The sequence below is a fragment of the Streptomyces sp. NPDC048659 genome (assembly GCF_040650575.1).
Lineage (GTDB): Bacteria > Actinomycetota > Actinomycetes > Streptomycetales > Streptomycetaceae > Streptomyces.
In genome coordinates, this window is the sequence record NZ_JBEZHM010000003.1 from 224606 (window position 1) to 244614 (window position 20009).

Here is a 20009-nt window from a genome sequence, read left to right on the forward strand (position 1 = left end):
CGAGATCCACGTGAGCACCTTCAAGGCCCCCAAGGGCACGTACGACCTGATCCCGCCGTACTCGGCGAAGTACCTCGCCGTCCGCGAGGCCATCTCCGCGCCGCTGCGCACGGCCGGCTACGGCTACGTCGAGACCCCCGGCTTCGAGGACGTCAACCTCTTCGCCCGCGGCGTCGGCGAGTCCACCGACATCGTCACCAAGGAGATGTACGCCTTCGAGACCAAGGGCGGCGACCAGCTCGCCCTGCGCCCCGAAGGCACCGCCTCCGTGCTGCGCGCGGCCCTGGAGGCCAGCCTGCACAAGCAGGGCAACCTCCCGGTCAAGCTCTGGTACTCGGGCTCGTACTACCGCTACGAGCGCCCGCAGAAGGGCCGCTACCGCCACTTCTCCCAGGTCGGCGCCGAGGCGATCGGCGCCGAGGACCCGGCGCTCGACGCCGAGCTGATCATCCTGGCCGACCAGGCGTACCGCTCGCTCGGCCTGCGGACCTTCCGCATCCTGCTGAACTCGCTCGGCGACCAGGAGTGCCGCCCCGTCTACCGCGAGGCGCTCCAGTCCTTCCTGCGCGGCCTCGACCTGGACGAGGAGACGCTGCGCCGGGCCGAGATCAACCCGCTGCGCGTCCTCGACGACAAGCGGGCCGACGTCCAGAAGCAGCTCGTCGACGCCCCGCTGCTGCGCGACTACCTGTGCGACGCGTGCAAGGCGTACCACGAGGAGGTCCGCGCGCTGATCACCGCGGCGGGCGTCGCCTTCGAGGACGACCCCAAGCTGGTCCGCGGCCTCGACTACTACACCCGCACCACCTTCGAGTTCGTCCACGACGGCCTCGGCTCGCAGTCCGCCGTCGGCGGCGGCGGGCGCTACGACGGCCTGTCCGAGATGATCGGCGGCCCCGCGCTGCCCTCCGTCGGCTGGGCGCTCGGCGTGGACCGCACCGTCCTCGCGCTGGAGGCCGAAGGCGTGGAGCTCGACCTCCCCGCCGCCACCAGCGTCTTCGCCGTCGCCCTCGGCGAGGAGGCCCGCCGGATCCTGTTCGGCAAGGTCACCGAGCTGCGCAAGGCCGGGATCGCCGCCGACTTCGCCTTCGGCGGCAAGGGCCTCAAGGGCGCCATGAAGGACGCCAACCGCTCCGGCGCCCGCCTCGCCGTCGTCGCCGGCGAGCGGGACCTGGCCGAGGGCGTGGTCCAGCTCAAGGACATGGAGTCCGGCGAGCAGGCCCCGGTCGCCCTGGACGCCCTGCTCGACGCGGTGCGGGCCAGGCTGGCCTGACCGACCCAGGTACGGAGGGAGGGCCCGGTCCGCGTCCGCGCGGCCGGGCCCTCCCGCGTGTCCCGGCCCGCTTACCGGGCGCGAACGCGGCCCGTGACACCCTGTGCGGCACAATGGCCGTGCCCCCGGTCGGCCGAACGCGCCCAGCGCACGAGAAGAGCGAAGCGAGCAGAGCGACATGACCAAAGCAGCGGCAGCGAACAAGACCGCCGAGCGGGACGAACCCCGCACCATCGGCGCCGGCCGCGCCTTCGCCTGGCTCCTGGTGATCACCGGCGCCGCCGGACTGCTCGCCGCGTGGGTCATCACGATCGACAAGATCAAGCTGCTGGAGGACCCGAACTTCACCCCCGGGTGCAGCCTCAACCCGATCGTCTCCTGCGGCAACATCATGAAGAGCGAGCAGGCGTCCGTCTTCGGCTTCCCCAACCCGATGCTCGGCCTCGTCACGTACGCCATCGTGATCGCCATCGGCGTGGGCCTGCTGGCCGGCGCCCGCTACCGCCGCTGGTACTGGCTCGGCCTCAACGCCGGGACCCTCTTCGGCGTCGGCTTCTGCACCTGGCTCATGTACCAGTCGCTGTACGAGATCAACTCGCTCTGCCTGTGGTGCTGCCTCGCCTGGGTCGCCACCATCGTCATGTTCTGGTACACCACCTCGCACAACGTCCGGCACGGCGTGATCCGCGCCCCCGGCGGCCTGCGCACCTTCTTCGACGAGTTCACCTGGGTGCTGCCCGTGCTGCACATCGGGATCATCGGGATGCTGATCCTGACCCGCTGGTGGGACTTCTGGACCAGCTGACGGCACCCGCGCTGTCAGTGCGGTGACCTAGGCTTCATGACCGTGGAGCCCGACCTCTTTACCGCAGCCGCCGAAGAACGCCAGGAGAAGGACCCGTCCAGCAGCCCGCTGGCCGTCCGGATGCGCCCGCGCACCCTCGACGAGGTGGTGGGCCAGCGGCACCTGCTCAAGCCCGGCTCGCCGCTGCGCCGCCTGGTCGGCGGCGACGGCGGCCCCGCCGGCGCCTCCTCGGTGATCCTCTGGGGCCCGCCCGGCATCGGCAAGACGACCCTGGCGTACGTGGTCTCCAAGGCCACCGACAAGCGGTTCGTGGAGCTCTCCGCGATCACCGCCGGCGTCAAGGAGGTCCGCGCGGTCATCGACGGCGCCCGCCGGGCCGTCGGGGGATACGGCAAGGAGACCGTCCTCTTCCTCGACGAGATCCACCGCTTCTCCAAGGCCCAGCAGGACTCCCTGCTGCCCGCCGTGGAGAACCGCTGGGTGACCCTGATCGCGGCCACCACGGAGAACCCCTACTTCTCGGTGATCTCCCCGCTGCTCTCCCGCTCGCTGCTGCTCACCCTGGAGCCGCTCACCGACGAGGACCTGAGCGGGCTGATGCGCCGGGCGCTGACGGAGGAGCGCGGGCTCGGCGGCGCGGTGACGCTGCCCGGGGACGCCGAGGCGCACCTGCTGCGGATCGCGGGCGGCGACGCCCGGCGGGCCCTGACCGCCCTGGAGGCGGCGGCGGGCGCGGCGCTCGCCAAGGGGGAGGCGGAGATCACCCTGGAGACGGTGGAGGAGACCGTCGACCGGGCCGCCGTGACCTACGACCGGGACGGCGACCAGCACTACGACGTGGCCAGCGCGCTGATCAAGTCGATCCGGGGCTCGGACGTGGACGCGGCGCTGCACTACCTGGCCCGGATGATCGAGGCGGGGGAGGACCCCCGGTTCATCGCCCGGCGGCTGATGATCTCGGCGAGCGAGGACATCGGCCTCGCCGATCCGAACGCGCTGCCGCTCGCCGTGGCCGCCGCCCAGGCCGTCGCGATGATCGGCTTCCCTGAGGCGGCGCTGACCCTCAGCCACGCCACGATCGCGCTGGCCCTGGCCCCGAAGTCCAACGCGGCGACCACCGCGATCGCCGCCGCCCAGGCCGATGTCCGCAACGGCCTCGCGGGTCCGGTCCCGGCCCACCTGCGGGACGGGCACTACAAGGGCGCGGCCAAGCTGGGCCACGCCCAGGGGTACGTGTATCCGCACGACGTGCCGGGCGCGATCGCCGCCCAGCAGTACGCGCCGGACCCGGTGCACGGCAGGCGCTACTACGAGCCGACCCGCTACGGGGCGGAGGCGCGCTACGCGGACGTGGCGCACATGGTGCGGGAGCGGCTGAAGGGCGAGGGGGGCTGAGGGGGGTCTCAGGAGCGGGCGGCCTCGAAGAGGCGGTGCATCTCGCGGCGCAGCCCGGTGACGTCGCGGACCGGCTGGGGGAAGTCGAAGCGGGCGTCGAAGCAGGACTCGGGTCCGGCGCTGAAGCGGACCCGCAGCCCGAAGCGGTCGAGGGCGAGCGGGGCCACGTCCCGGGTGGGGACCAGGCCGCCGGCGTGGGTGCCGAGCAGCGCGGTGAGCTCGCGCAGCCGGTCGCCGTGGGCGGCGTGCAGATGCTGGAGGAGTTCGGTCTCGTGGATCCGCAGCGGGTCGGGGACGGCCGCCGCGAACTCCTCGGGGTCCACCTCGCCGGGCCCCCACAGGTCGTCGACGTTGGCCGCGCCGGGCTCCAGGCGCAGCATCATCCGGCCGGGTTCGGCGATCCCGGGCACACAGGTGAGCCAGCCGGAGATCCAGGCCCGGCCCCGGATGCGGTGGGGGACGGAGACGGGGGCCACGTCGGTGAGCTCCAGCACCACCGGGAGCTCGTCGTCCTGGGCGTGGGTCGCGGCCCGCACGGGCGGCGCGTCCGCGGGGAAGAGCAGGAACACCTCGCCCTCCGGGCCGACCGCGCGGGCCTCGGGGGAGAGCTGCTCGGGGCGGTGGCCGGCGGCCCCCGGAATCAGCAGCACCGCGGAGCATGTACTCTGTACGAGAGTTCGTGTGCGCTCGGCTGCTGACGGCATCCGTGCGAGATCAAGCCCGTTTGGACGCGGCTGACCATGAGCTGATCGGACCTCCGTCGTATCGATGCCCTCCACGGCTTCCGTGGTGGAAAGCGCATCGGTCTTTGTGCTGCCGTCCGTGATGCGTGTGGTGTTCCCCGGGCGAGACATGCGATCTCCTTAAGTAAGGTGAGCCTAACCTAACCTACAACGGAGGTCTGGAGAACGTGCCTAACCAGTCGCGTCCCAAGGTCAAGAAGTCCCGTGCGCTCGGCATCGCGCTGACGCCGAAGGCCGTCAAGTACTTCGAGGCCCGCCCCTACCCGCCGGGCGAGCACGGCCGTGGCCGCAAGCAGAACTCGGACTACAAGGTCCGTCTGCTCGAGAAGCAGCGTCTGCGCGCCCAGTACGACATCAGCGAGCGCCAGATGGCCCGCGCGTACGACCGCGCGAAGAAGGCCGAGGGCAAGACGGGCGAGGCGCTGGTCGTCGAGCTCGAGCGTCGCCTCGACGCCCTGGTCCTGCGTTCGGGCATCGCCCGCACCATCTACCAGGCCCGTCAGATGGTCGTCCACGGCCACATCCAGGTCAACGGCACCAAGGTCGACAAGCCGTCGTTCCGCGTCCGTCCCGACGACGTCGTGATGGTCCGCGAGCGCAGCCGCACCAAGCCGCTGTTCGAGGTCGCCCGTGAGGGTGGCTTCGCCGCCGACGGTGAGACCCCGCGCTACCTGCAGGTCAACCTGAAGGCCCTGGCCTTCCGCCTCGACCGCGACCCGAACCGCAAGGAAATCCCGGTCATCTGCGACGAGCAGCTGGTCGTCGAGTACTACGCCCGCTGATTCCGGCACGGCAGTAGTACCGCCCCGCGGTATCGCCCGCCGCTTCCCCTCCTCACCGGTGGGGGAGCCGGCGGGCTTCCGCGTGTCCGGGGACCCTCGCGCGCGCGGTACGGAACGGGCGCGGCGCCGCCGTCCCGCCCCGGTCGCCGCGGATGGCCGGATCCCGACGCTCGCTCAGCGCCCGCTCCACCGCCTCGTCCAGCGACAGCGCCCGCCCCTCGCGGAACGCCGGCCCGTAGCCCGCCTCGCCCAGCGCCTCACCCGCCTGCCGCTCGCACAGCGCCCGAGGCCCGTTGAAGTGGCCCGAGCCGAACAGCGGCAGCCCCACCGAGTCCCACAGCCGGGTCGCCGCGCCCTGGAGCACCGCCGCCTCCCGCGCGTCCCCCTCGCCCGCCGTCACCAGCGCGAGCAGCTCGAACGCGAGGACCAGCCCCACCAGGTCGCGGAAGGCGTGGTCGATGGCGACGCACTCGGCCAGCAGCTCCCGCGCCCGCGCGAGCTCGCCCTCGGTCAGCGCCGCGTACGCCAGCACGTAGAGCGCGTACGCCCGGGTCCACCGCTCGCCCCGCTCCTCGCAGATCTCCCGGACCTCCGCGCACAGCGCGACCGCCCCCTCCAGGTCGCCCTGGAACGCCCGCGCCATCGCCAGCTCGACCTGCCCCATCAGCACGTTGCTGTTCAGCTCGCCCAGCTCCCGGTAGGACTCCAGGGCCCGCCCGATCAGCTCCTCGGCCCGAGGCATGTCGTCCGACAGCAGCGCCAGACACCCCAGCCGGTGCGTCGCGTACGCCGCCGCCACCGCGTTGCCCGCGGCCCCGGCCCGCTCCCCGCACTCGTGCAGCGCCGCCACCGCCGCCGTCGGATCCCCCTGCAGGATCGCCACGTACCCCAGCACCCACAGCGCCTTCAGCCGCGCGTCCTCCTGCTCCGCCGGGGCCGGGCCCGCGCCGAGCGCCCGGTCCAGCCAGTGCCGGCCCTCCGACAGGCGCCCGCACCCGGCCCAGTAGAACCAGAGGGTCCCCGCCAGGTGCTGCGCGAGCGGCACGTCCTCCGGCGACTCCAGGCACAGCTCCAGCGCCGCCCGCAGATTCGGCAGCGCCACGTCCGTGACCGCCGCCACCTCCGCCTGCCGCGGGCTGAACCACTCCAGCTCGCACCAGGTGGCGAGCCCCATGTACCAGTCCCGGTGCCGCCGGCGCATCCGCTCGGCGTCGCCCAGCGAGGTCAGCCACTCGGCCCCGTACGCGGCGACCGTGGCCAGCATCCGGTAGCGGGGCCCGGCCGCCGACTCCTCCCGCGCCACCAGCGACTGCGCCAGCAGCTCGCCGAGCACGTCGAGGACCCGCTCCACCGGCAGCCCGTCGCCGGAGCACACGTACTCCACCGCCTCCAGGTCGAAGGGGCCCGCGAAGACCGACAGGCGCGCCCACAGCAGCCGCTCCTCCGGGGTGCACAGCTCGTGGCTCCAGCCGATCGCCGTCCGCAGCGTCCGGTGCCGGGGCAGCGCCCCGCGCCGCCCGCCGTCCAGCAGCCGGAAGCGGTCGTCCAGCCGCTGGAGCACCTGCTCCACCGAGAGCAGCGGCAGCCGCCCGGCGGCCAGCTCCAGCGCGAGCGGGATCCCGTCCAGCCGCCGGCACAGCTCCCGCACCGGCTCCGGGTCGGCCGGCGCCCACCGGCCCAGCGCCTCCGCCGCGCGCTCGGCGAGCAGCGCCGCCGCGTCGGCCCCGTCCATCGGGGCCAGCGCGAACACGGCCTCGCCGTCCACCCGCAGCGGGCGGCGGCCCACCGCCAGCACCGTCAGCCCGGGGCACCGGCGCAGCAGCTCCCGCAGCAGCTCCGCGCACGCGTCGACCAGGTGCTCGAAGCCGTCGACCACGAGCAGCAGCCGGAGCTCCGCCAGGTGCTCGGCCAGCACCTCGCGCGGGCCGCGCAGGGTGTGGTCGGTCAGGCCGAGCGCCTCCACCAGCGCGTGGGCGACCAGCTCCGGGTCGCGCGGCCCGGAGAACCCGGAGAGCACGGCCAGCTCGGCGAGCCGGACGCCGTCGGCGTAGCGTTTCTGCACAGCCGTCGCGGTGCGCAGCGCCAACCGGGTCTTGCCGACCCCGCCGACGCCGACGACCGTGACCAGGCGGAACTCCTCGATGAGGCGGGTCAGTTCGTGCTGTTCCGCGGCGCGGCCCACGAACCGGTTGAGCTCCGCAGGGAGATTGCTCCGTCGCATGGGACACGGAGCGTACTCATCCGCGCGCGCTCCGTACAATCGGACCGGCGCAACTCCCCTCCCGCACCCGGTAATGGGGTGCGGCGCGAGAGCTCCGGCGCGATAGGGTCGGAGGTCTGAGGTACAAAGGTCCGACGTCCGTCGGAAGCCGATGACGAGAGCGACAGCAGAGAGCGGTGCAGAGTGACCGGTGGTGAGGTTGCCGGGATCCTGGTGGCCGTGTTCTGGGCGATCCTGGTCTCCTTCCTCGCCGTGGTGCTGGTGAGGCTGGCGCAGACGCTCAAGGCCACCACCAAGCTGGTCGCGGACGTGACCGAGCAGGCCGTCCCGCTGCTGGCCGACGCCTCCGCGACCGTGCGCTCCGCGCAGACCCAGCTCGACCGGGTCGACGCCATCGCCTCGGACGTCCAGGAGGTCACCTCCAACGCCTCCGCGCTGTCCACCACCGTCGCCTCCACCTTCGGCGGCCCCCTGGTCAAGGTCGCGGCCTTCGGCTACGGGGTGCGCCGGGCGCTGGGGCGCGACCGGCAGCAGGCCGCGCCGCCCGCCGCGGACCCGCGTACTGTGATCGTCGGTCGTACCGTGCCCTCCGCGAGGCGCCGGAAGCAGAAGGGCTGAGCAGGATGTTCCGCCGTACGTTCTGGTTCACCGCCGGCGCGGCAGCCGGTGTCTGGGCCACCGCCAAGGTCAACCGCAAGCTCAAGCAGCTGACCCCCGAGAGCCTCGCCGCCCAGGCGGCCGACAAGGCGATCGAGACCGGCCACCGCCTCAAGGACTTCGCCCTCGACGTGAGGGCGGGGATGCTCCAGCGGGAGGCCGAGCTCGGCTCGGCCCTCGGCCTGGACGCCCAGGCGGACCAGGACCCCGGCCGTGAGCTGCCGGCACCGCGCCGCAGGGCCGCGCTCGGACCGCGCACGGACCCTGGCACCACCACCCCGTATTCGTTGACGTACAACCGGAATGAGGACCACTGATGGAGTCGGCTGAAATCCGCCGCCGCTGGCTGAGCTTCTTCGAGGAGCGCGGTCACACCGTCGTCCCTTCGGCGTCGCTCATCGCGGACGACCCGACTCTGCTGCTCGTCCCCGCAGGCATGGTGCCGTTCAAGCCCTACTTCCTGGGTGAGGTCAAGCCGCCCTTCACGCGCGCCTCCAGCGTGCAGAAGTGCGTCCGCACGCCGGACATCGAGGAGGTCGGCAAGACCACCCGGCACGGCACCTTCTTCCAGATGTGCGGCAACTTCTCCTTCGGCGACTACTTCAAGGAAGGCGCCATCAAGCTCGCCTGGGAGCTGCTGACCACCCCGGTGGAGCACGGCGGCTACGGGCTGGAGCCGGAGAAGCTCTGGATCACCGTCTACCAGGAGGACGACGAGGCCGAGCAGATCTGGCGCGACGTCGTCGGCGTCCCGGCCGAGCGCATCCAGCGCCTCGGCAAGAAGGACAACTACTGGTCCATGGGCGTCCCCGGCCCCTGCGGCCCCTGCTCCGAGATCAACTACGACCGCGGCCCCGAGTTCGGCGTCGAGGGCGGCCCGGCCGTCAACGACGAGCGGTACGTGGAGATCTGGAACCTGGTCTTCATGCAGTACGAGCGCGGTGAGGGCTCGGGCAAGGACGACTTCCCGATCCTCGGCGAGCTCCCCTCGAAGAACATCGACACGGGCCTCGGCCTGGAGCGCCTGGCGATGATCCTCCAGGGCGTCCAGAACATGTACGAGACGGACACCCTCCAGGTCGTCATCGACAAGGCCACCGCCCTCACCGGCGTCGCCTACGGCAAGGCCCACGACAGCGACGTCTCGCTGCGCGTGGTCGCCGACCACATGCGCACCTCCGTGATGCTCATCGGCGACGGCGTCACCCCGGGCAACGAGGGCCGCGGCTACGTGCTGCGCCGCATCATGCGCCGCGCCGTGCGCAACATGCGGCTGCTCGGCGCCACCGGCCCGGTCGTGCAGGAGCTCGTCGACACCGTCATCGACACGATGGGCGAGCAGTACCCGGAGCTGGTCACCGACCGCAAGCGCATCGAGACCGTCGCGCTCGCCGAGGAGGCCGCGTTCCTCAAGGCCCTCAAGGGCGGCACGAACATCCTCGACACCGCGGTCACCGAGACCAAGGCCGCCGGCGGCTCCGTCCTCGCGGGCGAGAAGGCGTTCCTGCTCCACGACACGTGGGGCTTCCCGATCGACCTCACCCTGGAGATGGCCGCCGAGCAGGGCCTCTCCGTGGACGAGGACGGCTTCCGCCGCCTGATGAAGGAGCAGCGGGACCGGGCCAAGGCCGACGCCAAGGCCAAGAAGACCGGCCACGCCGACATGACGGCGTACCGGGAGATCGCCGACGGCAACGGCGCCACCGAGTTCACCGGCTACACCAACACCGAGGGCGAGACCACGGTCGTCGGCCTGCTGGTCAACGGCGTCTCCTCGCCGGCCGCCTCCGAGGGCGACGAGGTCGAGGTCGTCCTCGACCGCACCCCGTTCTACGCGGAGGGCGGCGGCCAGATCGCCGACCAGGGCCGGATCAAGCTGCACAGCGGCGCGGTCATCGAGGTCCGCGACGTCCAGCAGCCGGTGCCGGGTGTCTCCGTGCACAAGGGCTCCGTGCAGGTCGGCGAGGTGACCGTGGGCGCCACCGCCTACGCCAGCATCGACGTGCGCCGCCGCCGGGCCATCGCCCGCGCCCACTCGGCCACCCACCTGACCCACCAGGCGCTGCGCGACGCGCTGGGCCCGACGGCCGCCCAGGCCGGTTCGGAGAACCAGCCCGGCCGCTTCCGCTTCGACTTCGGTTCGCCGAACGCCGTGCCCGGCGCCGTGCTCACCGACGTCGAGCAGAAGATCAACGAGGTCCTCTCGCGCGAGCTGGAGGTGCACGCCGAGGTCATGCCGATCGACGAGGCCAAGCGCCAGGGCGCCATCGCCGAGTTCGGCGAGAAGTACGGCGAGCGGGTCCGGGTCGTCACCATCGGCGACTTCTCCAAGGAGCTGTGCGGCGGCACGCACGTCGGCAACACCGCCCAGCTGGGCCTGGTGAAGCTGCTCGGCGAGTCCTCCATCGGCTCGGGTGTGCGCCGCATCGAGGCCCTGGTCGGCGTCGACGCGTACAACTTCCTGGCCCGTGAGCACACGGTCGTCGCCCAGCTCCAGGAGCTGGTCAAGGGCCGCCCGGAGGAGCTGCCGGAGAAGATCTCCACCATGCTCGGCAAGCTGAAGGACGCCGAGAAGGAGATCGAGAAGTTCCGCGCGGAGAAGGTCCTGCAGGCCGCCGCCGGTCTGGTCGACTCCGCCAAGGACATCCGCGGCGTGGCCCTGGTCACCGGCCAGGTCCCGGACGGCACCGGCGCCGACGACCTGCGCCGGCTGGTCCTCGACGTGCGCGGCCGGATCCCGGGCGACCGCCCGGCGGTCGTGGCCCTGTTCACCACCGCCAACGGCAAGCCGCTGACGGTGATCGCCACCAACGAGGCCGCCCGCGAGCGCGGTCTCAAGGCCGGCGAGCTGGTCCGCACCGCGGCCAAGACCCTCGGTGGCGGCGGCGGCGGCAAGCCGGACGTCGCCCAGGGCGGCGGCCAGAACCCGGCGGCCGTCGGCGAGGCCATCGACGCCGTCGAGCGTCTCGTGGTGGAGACCGCGTGACGATGCGTCGCGGACGCCGGATCGCGGTCGACGTCGGGGACGCCCGGATCGGGGTCGCCTCGTGCGACCCCGACGGGGTCCTCGCCACGCCGGTGGAGACCGTGCCGGGACGTGACGTCCCGGCCGCCCACCGGCGGCTGCGGCAGATCGTCGAGGAGTACGAGCCGATCGAGGTCGTCGTGGGCCTGCCCCGCTCGCTCAGCGGGCGGGAGGGTCCGGCCGCGACCAAGGTGCGGGCCTTCGCCGGGGAGATGGCCAAGGGCATCGCCCCGGTGCCGGTCCGGCTGGTCGACGAGCGGATGACCACGGTGACGGCGACCCAGGGGCTGCGGGCCTCCGGGGTGAAGTCCAAGAAGGGGCGGTCCGTCATCGACCAGGCCGCCGCTGTGATCATCCTGCAGAACGCTCTTGAGTCCGAACGGGTATCAGGTAATCCGCCCGGCGAGGGCGTCGAAGTGGTCATCTGATCGCGATACGGTAACGTTCCGCGCGATGCGGCGGTGTTCGAACAGCTGCCGCACTACGTAGAGGCGGATCGTCCGGAAGCCTCGCGGCCTGTTTGGGGATCGATGACTGAGTATGGCCGGAGCCCGGGCTCCGAACCGTGGCACCCCACGGACCCGCTGTACGGGGACCAGGGGTGGGAAGGCCAGCAGCAGTACCCGCAGCAGGCGCAGCAGCAGTACGGGCAGCACCAGGCGCATCCCGGTCATCAGGGGTACCCGGAGCAGCAGGATCCGTACGGCCAGACCTATGGCCACGGTGCCTACCAGCAGCCGCAGCAGCCCCAGCAGGCGCAGTATCCGCAGGGCTACGGCGAACAGCAGTACGGGAACCCGGGCGGGTACGACACGCCCGGGTATCCCGCACAGCAGTACGACGGCACCTGGGAGACGGGGCAGGCGGCCATGCCGTACAACGCCCCGCCCGCCGATCCCTACGGCGGCCAGCAGCCGGACCTCTACGGCACCCCCGACGCCTACCCGCCGCCGCAGCCCCCCGGCCGGCGCCAGGTCCCGCCCCAGCAGCCGGTCACGGACTGGGAGGCGGAGGCGGCGCGGGAGCCGGAGGAGTCGCACCCCTTCTTCACCGGCGAGGACGCGGCACCGGACGGGACGCAGCCCGCGCGGCCCGGCGGCCGGCGCGGCAGACGGGGCCGTGCGGACGACGGCGCCGCCGAGGCGTACGCCGGTGACGAGGACGTGGCCGGGGCGCGCGACGAGCGCGACGGCCACGGCGGCCACGACGACGGCGACGACGCGTACGAGGACGAGTACGACGACGAGCCCGCCGGGCGCCGTGCCGGGCGTAGGGGCGGCGGCAAGGGCAAGGGCAAGAAGGGCCGCAAGGCCAAGAACGGCATGGCCTGCCTGGTCGTGGCCGCGGTCCTGGTCGGCGGTGCCGGTGGCGTCGCCTATCTGGGGTACAAGGTCTGGCAGGGCCAGTTCGGCGCGGCCCCGGACTTCGCGGGCCAGGGGTCCGGCGACGTCCAGGTGGAGATCCCCAAGGGCGCCCTCGGCACGGACGTCGGCAACATCCTGAAGAAGGCCGGGGTGGTCAAGAGCGTCGACGCCTTCGTCTCGGCGCAGCAGAAGAACCCCAAGGGCAACTCCATCCAGGCCGGTGTCTACACGCTGCGCAAGCAGATGTCGGCGGAGAGTGCCCTCGCCATGATCTTGAATCCGGCGAGCCAGAGCAACTTCATCATCTCCGAGGGCCGGCGGAACGTCTGGGTGTACGAGGAGATCGACAAGCGGCTCGACCTCAAACCCGGCACGACCCAGGAGGTCGCGAAGGCCAAGGCCGGCGAGCTGGGACTCCCGGACTGGGCGAAGAACCACAAGAACGTCAAGGATCCGCTGGAGGGCTTCCTCTATCCGGCGAGCTACCCGGTGGCCAAGGGCGGCAAGCCGGAGGACGTGCTGCGCAAGATGGTCAGCCGGGCGAACCAGGAGTACGCCAAGTACGACCTGGAGGCCAAGGCGCGGGCGCTGGGGGTCGCCGGTCCCTGGGAGGTCGTCACCATCGCGAGCCTGGTCCAGGCCGAGGGCACCTCGCACGACGACTTCCGCAAGATGGCCGAGGTCGTCTACAACCGCCTCAAGCCGTCGAACCCGCAGACCTTCGGCGGGCTGGAATTCGACTCGACGTACAACTACATCAAGAACCAGAGCAAGATCGACCTCACCCTGGCCGAGCTGCGCAAGTTCAAGAACCCGTACAACACCTACAACGTCAAGGGCCTGCCGCCCGGGCCGATCGGCAACCCCGGTGCCGAGGCGATGCGGGGTGCCGTGGATCCGACGAACGACGGCTGGTACTACTTCATCTCGCTCGACGGCAAGACCTCCAAGTTCACCAAGACGTACAAGGAGCACGACCAGCTGGTGAACGAGTTCAACGAGTCGAGGAAGAACTGATGGCGGCAGCACGACGGGCGGCCGTGCTCGGCTCGCCCATCGCCCACTCGCTCTCCCCGGTGCTGCACCGGGCCGCCTACCGGGAGCTCGGCCTCGACGACTGGTCCTACGGCCGTTTCGAGGTGGACGAGGCCGCGCTCCCCGGGTTCGTGGCGGAGCTCGACGGCTCCTGGGCGGGGCTCTCCCTCACCATGCCGCTCAAGCGGGCGGTCATGCCGCTGCTCGACGAGGTCACCGAGGTGGCGGCCTCCGTCGAGGCCGTGAACACGGTCGTCTTCACCGAGGACGGCCGGCGGGTCGGCGACAACACCGACATCCCCGGCATCGTCGCCGCGCTGCGCGAGCGCGGGATCGAGAAGGTGGACTCGGCCGCGATCCTGGGTGCCGGCGCCACCGCCTCCTCGGCGCTGGCCGCCCTCGCCCGGATCTGCGCGGGGCCGGTCACCGCGTACGTGCGCAGCGAGGCGCGCGCGGCGGAGATGCGCGGCTGGGGCGAGCGGCTCGGCGTCGACGTGCGCACCGCCGCCTGGGAGGACGCCGCCGGGGCCTTCGCGGCGCCGCTGGTCGTCGCCACCACCCCGGCCGGGACCACGGACGCCCTCGTGGCGCACGTGCCCGAGGCCCCGGGCACCCTCTTCGACGTGCTGTACGACCCGTGGCCGACCCGGATCGCGGCGGCCTGGTCGGAGCGCGGCGGCAAGGTGGTCGGCGGGCTCGACCTGCTGGTCCACCAGGCGGTGCTCCAGGTCGAGCAGATGACCGGCCGGGTGCCCGGACCGCTGGCCGCGATGCGGGCGGCGGGGGAGCGGGCGCTCGCGGAGCGCTGAGTCGGGCGCGGCGACACGGGGACGGCGCCGGGCGCGGGGCACGGCGCCAGGCACGGGGCCGAACGAGGGAATGAGGGGGAGCGAGCATGGCGGGGGGCGTTCCGCTGGCGTCCAGGTGGGACGCGGGCTGGGATCTCGTGGACCTGGTGGGCGGGCTGTTCCGGGTCGGGATCGGGTCACTGCCCGCGGCGGTCCGGTACCCGGTCCTCGCGCTCGGCGGCGCGTTCCTCCTGTACTGCCTGGTGGTCCGGTGGCGGGCCCGGCGGAGTCGGCCGGGGGAGCTGGCCGAAACCCCACCCGACACCTGACAGATGCGTTCCGACCTGTGGACCGGCGATCGATCAGCCCCCCGGACGTGGGAGGATCAGGGGAGGCGGACCAGGGCCGCGCACCCAGGTCGCGCCGGAGCAGAGCCCAGGCGCGAGCATGAGGAGCATCGTTGAGCAGGCTGCGTTGGCTGACGGCGGGGGAGTCCCACGGACCCGCGCTGGTTGCAACCCTCGAAGGACTTCCCGCAGGCGTTCCGGTCACCACCGAGCTGGTGGCCGACCACCTCGCGCGGCGGCGCCTCGGCTACGGGCGCGGCGCCCGGATGAAGTTCGAGCAGGACGAGGTCACCTTCCTCGGCGGCGTCCGCCACGGCCTCTCCCTCGGCTCGCCGGTCGCCGTCATGGTCGGCAACACCGAGTGGCCCAAGTGGGAGAAGGTCATGTCGGCGGACCCCGTCGACCCCGCGGAGCTCAAGGAGACGGGCCGCAACGCGCCCCTGACCCGGCCCCGCCCCGGCCACGCCGACCTCGCCGGCATGCAGAAGTACGGCTTCGACGAGGCCCGGCCGATCCTGGAGCGCGCCAGCGCCCGGGAGACCGCCGCCCGCGTCGCCCTCGGCGCCGTCGCCCGCTCCTTCCTCAAGGAGGCGGCCGGCATCGAGATCGTCTCCCACGTGGTGGAGCTCGCCGCCGCCAAGGCCCCCTACGGCGTCTACCCGACCCCGGCCGACGTCGAGAAGCTCGACGCCGACCCGGTGCGCTGCCTCGACGCAGACGCGTCGAAGGCGATGGTCGCCGAGATCGACCAGGCCCACAAGGACGGCGACACCCTCGGCGGCGTCGTCGAGGTCCTGGCTTACGGCGTGCCCGTCGGCCTCGGCTCGCACGTGCACTGGGACCGGCGCCTCGACGCCCGGCTCGCCGCCGCGCTCATGGGCATCCAGGCCATCAAGGGCGTCGAGGTCGGCGACGGCTTCGAGCTCGCCCGGGTGCCCGGCTCGCAGGCCCACGACGAGATCGTCAAGGGCCCCGACGGCATCACCCGCGCCACCGGCCGCTCCGGCGGCACCGAGGGCGGCCTGACCACCGGCGAGCTGCTGCGCGTCCGCGCCGCGATGAAGCCCATCGCGACCGTGCCGCGCGCGCTCGCCACCGTCGACGTCGCCACCGGCGAGGTCGCCGCGGCCCACCACCAGCGCTCCGACGTGTGCGCCGTCCCGGCCGCCGGCATCGTCGCCGAGGCCATGGTCGCGCTCGTCCTCGCGGACGCGGTGCTGGAGAAGTTCGGCGGCGACAGCGTCCCCGAGACCCGCCGCAACGTCCGGTCCTACCTCGACAACCTGCAGATCCGGTGACCGGCGGCCCACTGGTCGTCCTCGTCGGCCCGATGGGCTCCGGCAAGTCCACGGTGGGCGCGCTCCTCGCCGCCCGCTTGGGCGCCGTCTACCGGGACACCGACGCGGACATCGTGGCCGCCGAGGGCCGCGAGATCTCCGACATCTTCGTCGAGGACGGCGAGGAGCACTTCCGCGCCCTGGAGCGGGCCGCCGTGCGCACCGCCGTCACCGAGCACGAGGGCGTCCTCGCGCTCGGCGGCGGCGCCGTGCTCGACCCCGGCACCCGCGAGCTGCTCGCCGGGCTGCCCGTCGCGTACCTCTCGATGGACGTCGAGGAGGCGGTCCGCCGCGTCGGGCTCGGCGCCGCCCGGCCGCTGCTCGCCGTCAACCCGCGCCGCCAGTGGCGCGAGCTGATGGACGCCCGCCGCCACCTGTACGAAGAAGTCGCGAGCGCGGTCGTCGCCACCGACGAGCGCACGCCCGAAGAGGTCGCCGAGGCGATTCTCGACGCACTGGAGTTGAAGGACGTATGACGCAGCAGGAAGTGACCCGGATCCAGGTCGGCGGCTCCGCGGGCACCGATCCGTACGAGGTGCTGGTCGGCCGGCAGCTGCTCGGCGAGCTCCCCTCCCTGATCGGCCCCGGCGTCAAGCGCGTCGCGGTGATCCACCCCGAGGCGCTCGCCGAGACCGGCGAGGCGCTCCGCGCCGACCTCGCCGACCAGGGGTACGAGGCCGTCGCCATCCAGGTGCCCAACGCCGAGGAGGCCAAGACCGCCGAGGTCGCCGCCTACTGCTGGAAGGCGCTCGGCCAGACCGGCTTCACCCGCAGCGACATCATCGTGGGTGTCGGCGGCGGCGCCACCACCGACCTGGCCGGCTTCGTCGCCGCGACCTGGCTGCGGGGCGTGCGCTGGATCGCCGTGCCGACCACCGTGCTCGCCATGGTCGACGCCGCCGTCGGCGGCAAGACCGGCATCAACACCGCCGAGGGCAAGAACCTCGTCGGCTCCTTCCACCCGCCGGCCGGCGTGCTGTGCGACCTGGCGGCGCTGGACTCGCTGCCGGTGCACGACTACGTCAGCGGCCTCGCCGAGATCATCAAGGCCGGCTTCATCGCCGACCCGGTCATCCTCGACCTGATCGAGGGCGACCCCGAGGCCGCCCGCACCCCCGCCGGGCCGCACACCGCCGAGCTCATCGTGCGCTCGATCCAGGTGAAGGCCGAGGTCGTCTCCGGCGACCTCAAGGAGGCCGGGCGCCGCGAGATCCTCAACTACGGGCACACCCTCGCGCACGCCATCGAGAAGAACGAGCGGTACAAGTGGCGGCACGGCGCCGCCGTCTCCGTCGGCATGGTCTTCGCCGCCGAGCTGGGCCGCCTCGCGGGCCGCCTCGACGACGCCACCGCCGACCGGCACCGCGCCGTCCTGGAGTCCGTCGGACTGCCCCTGACCTACCGCGGCGACCAGTGGCCCAAGCTGCTGGAGACCATGAAGGTCGACAAGAAGTCCCGCGGCGACCTGCTGCGCTTCATCGTGCTCGACGGCATCGGCAAGCCGACGGTCCTGGAGGGCCCCGACCCGGCCGTCCTGATCGCCGCCTACGGCGAGGTGTCCGCGTGAGCGAGCCCCGCCGGGTCCTCGTGCTCAACGGCCCGAACCTCGGCCGGCTCGGCTCCCGCGAACCCGACATCTACGGCGCCACCTCCTACAAGGGGCTCGTCGACTCCTGCCGGACCCTCGGCGAGGAGCTCGGCTTCGACGTCGAGGTGCGCGAGACCAACGACGAGGGCGAGATGATCCGCTGGCTGCACGAGGCCGCGGACGGCTCGCTCCCCGTCGTGCTCAACCCCGGGGCCTTCACGCACTACTCGTACGGGATGCGCGACGCCGCCGCCCAGCGCACGGCGCCGCTCATCGAGGTGCACATCTCCAACCCGTACACCCGTGAGGAGTTCCGGCACACCTCGGTCGTCGCGGCCGTGGCCTCCGGCACCATCGCGGGCTTCGGGATCGGCTCCTACCTGCTCGCCCTGCGCGCGCTCGCCGCGGAGCAGGCCGCCTGACCGCCGCGCGGTGCCCGTGAGGACCTGTCGTCACGGGCACCCCGGACCGCCCCCGGTCGTTTCCCCTAGGGAAGCCGGGGGCGGTAACGTTCCGGCAACAGTGGAAGCAGCAGGCGTACGGGACGGAGTGGGCACCGGGATGCAGCACGGCATGGGGGCTCCGTCGCCACCGCACCGACCCGCCGGCCCCGCGGCCTGGGCGCACGGCCCCCAGGCCCACGCGCCCGGCGCCGCCCACGGCGCGCCGCCCCCCGTCCCGCCCGCCCCTCCGCGGCAGCCCTATCCCTACCCGGCCCCGCAGGGCTCCCCGCCCCCCGGACCGCCGCAGGGGCCGCCGCCCGCGCCCGGCTGGACCGGCGCCCCCGGCACCGCCCACCTGGCGATGCCGCCCGCCGTGACCGGCCCCGGCACCGCCACCCTCGCCGTGCTCCTCATCGGCCCGGCGGGCGCGGGCAAGACCACCGTCGCCCGCCACTGGGCGAGCCGCCGCCGCGTCCCCACGGCCCACATCAGCCTCGACGACGTGCGCGAATGGGTCTGCTCCGGCTTCGCCGACCCGCAGGCGGGCTGGAACGAGCACTCCGAGGCGCAGTACCGGCTCGCCCGCCGCACCTGCGGCTTCGCCGCCCGCAACTTCCTGGCCAACGGCATCTCCTGCATCCTCGACGACGCCGTCTTCCCCGACTGGCCCGTCGTCGGCCTCGGCGGCTGGAAGCGGCACGTCGGCCCCGGGCTGCTCCCCGTCGTCCTGCTGCCCGGCCTCGACGTCGTCCTGGAGCGCAACGCGGAGCGCAGCGGCAACCGGCGCCTGTCCGACGAGGAGGTCGCCGCCATCCACGGCCGGATGGCCGGCTGGTACGGCTCCGGCCTGCCGATCATCGACAACTCCACGCACGACGTGGAGACCACCGCCCGCGTCCTCGACGACGTCCTGGCCCGCGCGATCGCGGGACCTCCGGCAGGCTGACGGTCGCGCCTGCCGGCGGCCGGGGCGGGCTCCGCCGCCGTGTCCGGGCCCGCGCCGCGTCCGGACCCGCGCCACCCCGGCCCGCGCCGCCCGGCCCCGCCCGGTCGGACCCGCTGAACAGGCCGGGGCGCGGGGGCGCTCGTAGGCTCGGAGCATGTCAGAGGTGTATGCGGACCGACGGGTGCGGCTGCGCGACCGGTGCGCGGCGGCGGGCAGCCCGGCGGCGCTGGTGTCCCGCCCCGCCAACGTCCGGTATCTCACCGGCGGTTCGCCCGCCGGGGCCGTGCTGCTGCTCGGCCCCGAGGAGGACGTGCTGCTCTGCCCGGCCGCCCCGGGCGCCGATCCGGCGGACGGGCGGCTCGACGAGCTGCTGCGGCAGCGGCTGCTGACCGGCGGCGGTGATCCGGTGGTCGCCGCGGCCGACGTCGCCCGCAGGGCCGGCGCGGAGGCCCTGGCCGTCGAGGAGCACCACCTGACCGTCGCCCGGCACCGCGCGATGGGCTCGGTCGCGCCCTCGCTGCGCCTCGCCGACCTGGCGGGCGCCGTGGAGCAGCTGCGGATCGTCAAGGACGAGGACGAGATCGCCTGCCTGCGGATCGCCGCCGAGATCGCCGACCAGGCCCTCGGGGAGCTGCTGGAGTCGATCCTGGTCGGCAGGACCGAGCGGCACCTCGCCCTGGAGCTGGAGCGGCGGCTGGTCGACCACGGCGCCGACGGCCCCGCCTTCCCCACCTCCGTGGCCACCGGGCCGCACTCCGGGCGGGGCGGGCACCGGCCCACCGACCGGCGGGTGGAGGAGGGCGACTTCCTCTCCGTCTGCCTGGGCGCGAACTACCGCGGCTACCGCTGCGAGATCGGCCGCACCTTCGTGATCGGCACCACTCCCGCCGACTGGCAGATCGAGCTGTACGACCTCGTCTTCGCCGCTCAGCGGGCCGGCCGGGAGGCGCTCCTGCCTGGTGCGGAGTGCCGCGACATCGACCGCGCGGCCCGCCAGATCCTGCTCGCCGCGGGCCACACGGACACCTGCGCACCGCTCACCGGGCACGGGGTCGGCCTGGAAATCGACGAGGACCCGCAGCTCGCACCCGAAGCCATGGGTAAACTGGACGCTTGTGTGCCGGTCACCGTCGAACCGGGGGTCCACCTCCCGGGCCGGGGCGGGGTCCGGATCGATGACACGCTCGTCGTACGCCAGGAGGCGGACGGCGGACCCGAGCTACTCACCATCACGACCAAGGAGCTGCTCGCGCTGTAGAG

At 73.1% G+C, this 20009-nt stretch carries 19 protein-coding genes; 17 read left to right on the forward strand and 2 right to left on the reverse strand.

Annotated elements, in window-relative coordinates; translation table 11 throughout:
• Nucleotides 1–10 precede the first annotated feature (10 nt).
• From hisS to AB0C99_RS04340, 3 genes are all read left to right on the forward strand, one after another.
• Entirely contained in the window at nucleotides 11–1273 is a 1263-nt protein-coding gene (hisS, locus tag AB0C99_RS04330; RefSeq protein WP_362469012.1) for a histidine--tRNA ligase, read from the forward strand.
• Nucleotides 1274–1451: 178 nt separating this feature from the next.
• The gene (locus AB0C99_RS04335; protein ID WP_362469013.1) at nucleotides 1452–2078 is read left to right on the forward strand and encodes a vitamin K epoxide reductase family protein; all 627 of its coding nucleotides are present in this window, start codon (nucleotides 1452–1454) and stop codon (nucleotides 2076–2078) included.
• A 42-nt stretch (nucleotides 2079–2120) separates the two neighbouring features.
• Nucleotides 2121–3473 carry a replication-associated recombination protein A gene (locus AB0C99_RS04340; protein ID WP_362469102.1) on the forward strand — a complete coding sequence of 451 codons (1353 nt, stop codon included), beginning with the start codon at nucleotides 2121–2123 and terminating at the stop codon, nucleotides 3471–3473.
• 8 nt (nucleotides 3474–3481) lie between these two features.
• Here AB0C99_RS04340 and AB0C99_RS04345 read toward each other — a convergent pair whose 3' ends face one another.
• The gene (locus tag AB0C99_RS04345; protein ID WP_362469015.1) at nucleotides 3482–4177 is read right to left on the reverse strand and encodes a DUF2470 domain-containing protein; all 696 of its coding nucleotides are present in this window, start codon (nucleotides 4175–4177) and stop codon (nucleotides 3482–3484) included.
• 206 nt (nucleotides 4178–4383) lie between these two features.
• On the opposite strand from AB0C99_RS04345, the gene rpsD reads away from it, so the two are divergent.
• Nucleotides 4384–4998, forward strand: coding sequence for a 30S ribosomal protein S4 (rpsD, locus tag AB0C99_RS04350; protein WP_046907488.1), 615 nt, complete (start codon nucleotides 4384–4386; stop codon nucleotides 4996–4998).
• Nucleotides 4999–5050: 52 nt separating this feature from the next.
• On the opposite strand, the gene AB0C99_RS04355 is transcribed toward rpsD, so the two are convergent.
• Complete coding sequence (locus AB0C99_RS04355) at nucleotides 5051–7219, reverse strand: AAA family ATPase (RefSeq protein ID WP_362469017.1); 2169 nt, start codon at nucleotides 7217–7219, stop codon at nucleotides 5051–5053.
• A gap of 183 nt (nucleotides 7220–7402) precedes the next feature.
• Between AB0C99_RS04355 and AB0C99_RS04360 the strand changes: the two genes are divergently transcribed.
• The 13 genes from AB0C99_RS04360 to AB0C99_RS04420 all read left to right on the forward strand — a co-directional run bounded on the left by AB0C99_RS04360 (nucleotide 7403) and on the right by AB0C99_RS04420 (nucleotide 20007).
• Nucleotides 7403–7837, forward strand: coding sequence for a DUF948 domain-containing protein (locus AB0C99_RS04360; protein ID WP_362469019.1), 435 nt, complete (start codon nucleotides 7403–7405; stop codon nucleotides 7835–7837).
• Nucleotides 7838–7842: 5 nt separating this feature from the next.
• Nucleotides 7843–8193, forward strand: coding sequence for a hypothetical protein (locus AB0C99_RS04365; RefSeq protein WP_362469021.1), 351 nt, complete (start codon nucleotides 7843–7845; stop codon nucleotides 8191–8193).
• Nucleotides 8193–10862 carry an alanine--tRNA ligase gene (alaS, locus tag AB0C99_RS04370; protein ID WP_362469023.1) on the forward strand — a complete coding sequence of 890 codons (2670 nt, stop codon included), beginning with the start codon at nucleotides 8193–8195 and terminating at the stop codon, nucleotides 10860–10862. The genes AB0C99_RS04365 and alaS overlap by 1 nt, the downstream gene beginning before the upstream one ends.
• A gap of 2 nt (nucleotides 10863–10864) precedes the next feature.
• Nucleotides 10865–11329 carry a Holliday junction resolvase RuvX gene (ruvX, locus tag AB0C99_RS04375; RefSeq protein ID WP_351667440.1) on the forward strand — a complete coding sequence of 155 codons (465 nt, stop codon included), beginning with the start codon at nucleotides 10865–10867 and terminating at the stop codon, nucleotides 11327–11329.
• Between the two features lie 102 nt (nucleotides 11330–11431).
• A complete protein-coding gene (gene mltG, locus AB0C99_RS04380; RefSeq protein ID WP_362469025.1) occupies nucleotides 11432–13282 on the forward strand; it encodes an endolytic transglycosylase MltG in 1851 nt (616 codons plus the stop codon).
• A complete protein-coding gene (locus AB0C99_RS04385; RefSeq protein ID WP_362469027.1) occupies nucleotides 13282–14109 on the forward strand; it encodes a shikimate dehydrogenase in 828 nt (275 codons plus the stop codon). The genes mltG and AB0C99_RS04385 overlap by 1 nt, the downstream gene beginning before the upstream one ends.
• Before the next feature lie 86 nt (nucleotides 14110–14195).
• Nucleotides 14196–14417, forward strand: a complete 222-nt coding sequence (locus AB0C99_RS04390) for a hypothetical protein (protein WP_362469028.1) — start codon at nucleotides 14196–14198, stop codon at nucleotides 14415–14417.
• Between the two features lie 131 nt (nucleotides 14418–14548).
• Entirely contained in the window at nucleotides 14549–15733 is a 1185-nt protein-coding gene (gene aroC / locus AB0C99_RS04395) for a chorismate synthase (protein ID WP_362469032.1), read from the forward strand.
• Complete coding sequence (locus AB0C99_RS04400) at nucleotides 15730–16248, forward strand: shikimate kinase (RefSeq protein ID WP_362469034.1); 519 nt, start codon at nucleotides 15730–15732, stop codon at nucleotides 16246–16248. The genes aroC and AB0C99_RS04400 overlap by 4 nt, the downstream gene beginning before the upstream one ends.
• Entirely contained in the window at nucleotides 16245–17339 is a 1095-nt protein-coding gene (gene aroB, locus AB0C99_RS04405; RefSeq protein ID WP_362469036.1) for a 3-dehydroquinate synthase, read from the forward strand. Before AB0C99_RS04400 ends, aroB begins: the two co-directional genes overlap by 4 nt.
• Nucleotides 17336–17782, forward strand: coding sequence for a type II 3-dehydroquinate dehydratase (gene aroQ, locus AB0C99_RS04410; RefSeq protein ID WP_362469038.1), 447 nt, complete (start codon nucleotides 17336–17338; stop codon nucleotides 17780–17782). Before aroB ends, aroQ begins: the two co-directional genes overlap by 4 nt.
• Before the next feature lie 139 nt (nucleotides 17783–17921).
• Entirely contained in the window at nucleotides 17922–18749 is an 828-nt protein-coding gene (locus tag AB0C99_RS04415) for an AAA family ATPase (protein WP_362469040.1), read from the forward strand.
• A 154-nt stretch (nucleotides 18750–18903) separates the two neighbouring features.
• On the forward strand, nucleotides 18904–20007 hold the full coding sequence (locus AB0C99_RS04420) for an aminopeptidase P family protein (protein ID WP_362469043.1): 1104 nt from the start codon (nucleotides 18904–18906) through the stop codon (nucleotides 20005–20007).
• Nucleotides 20008–20009 lie beyond the last annotated feature (2 nt).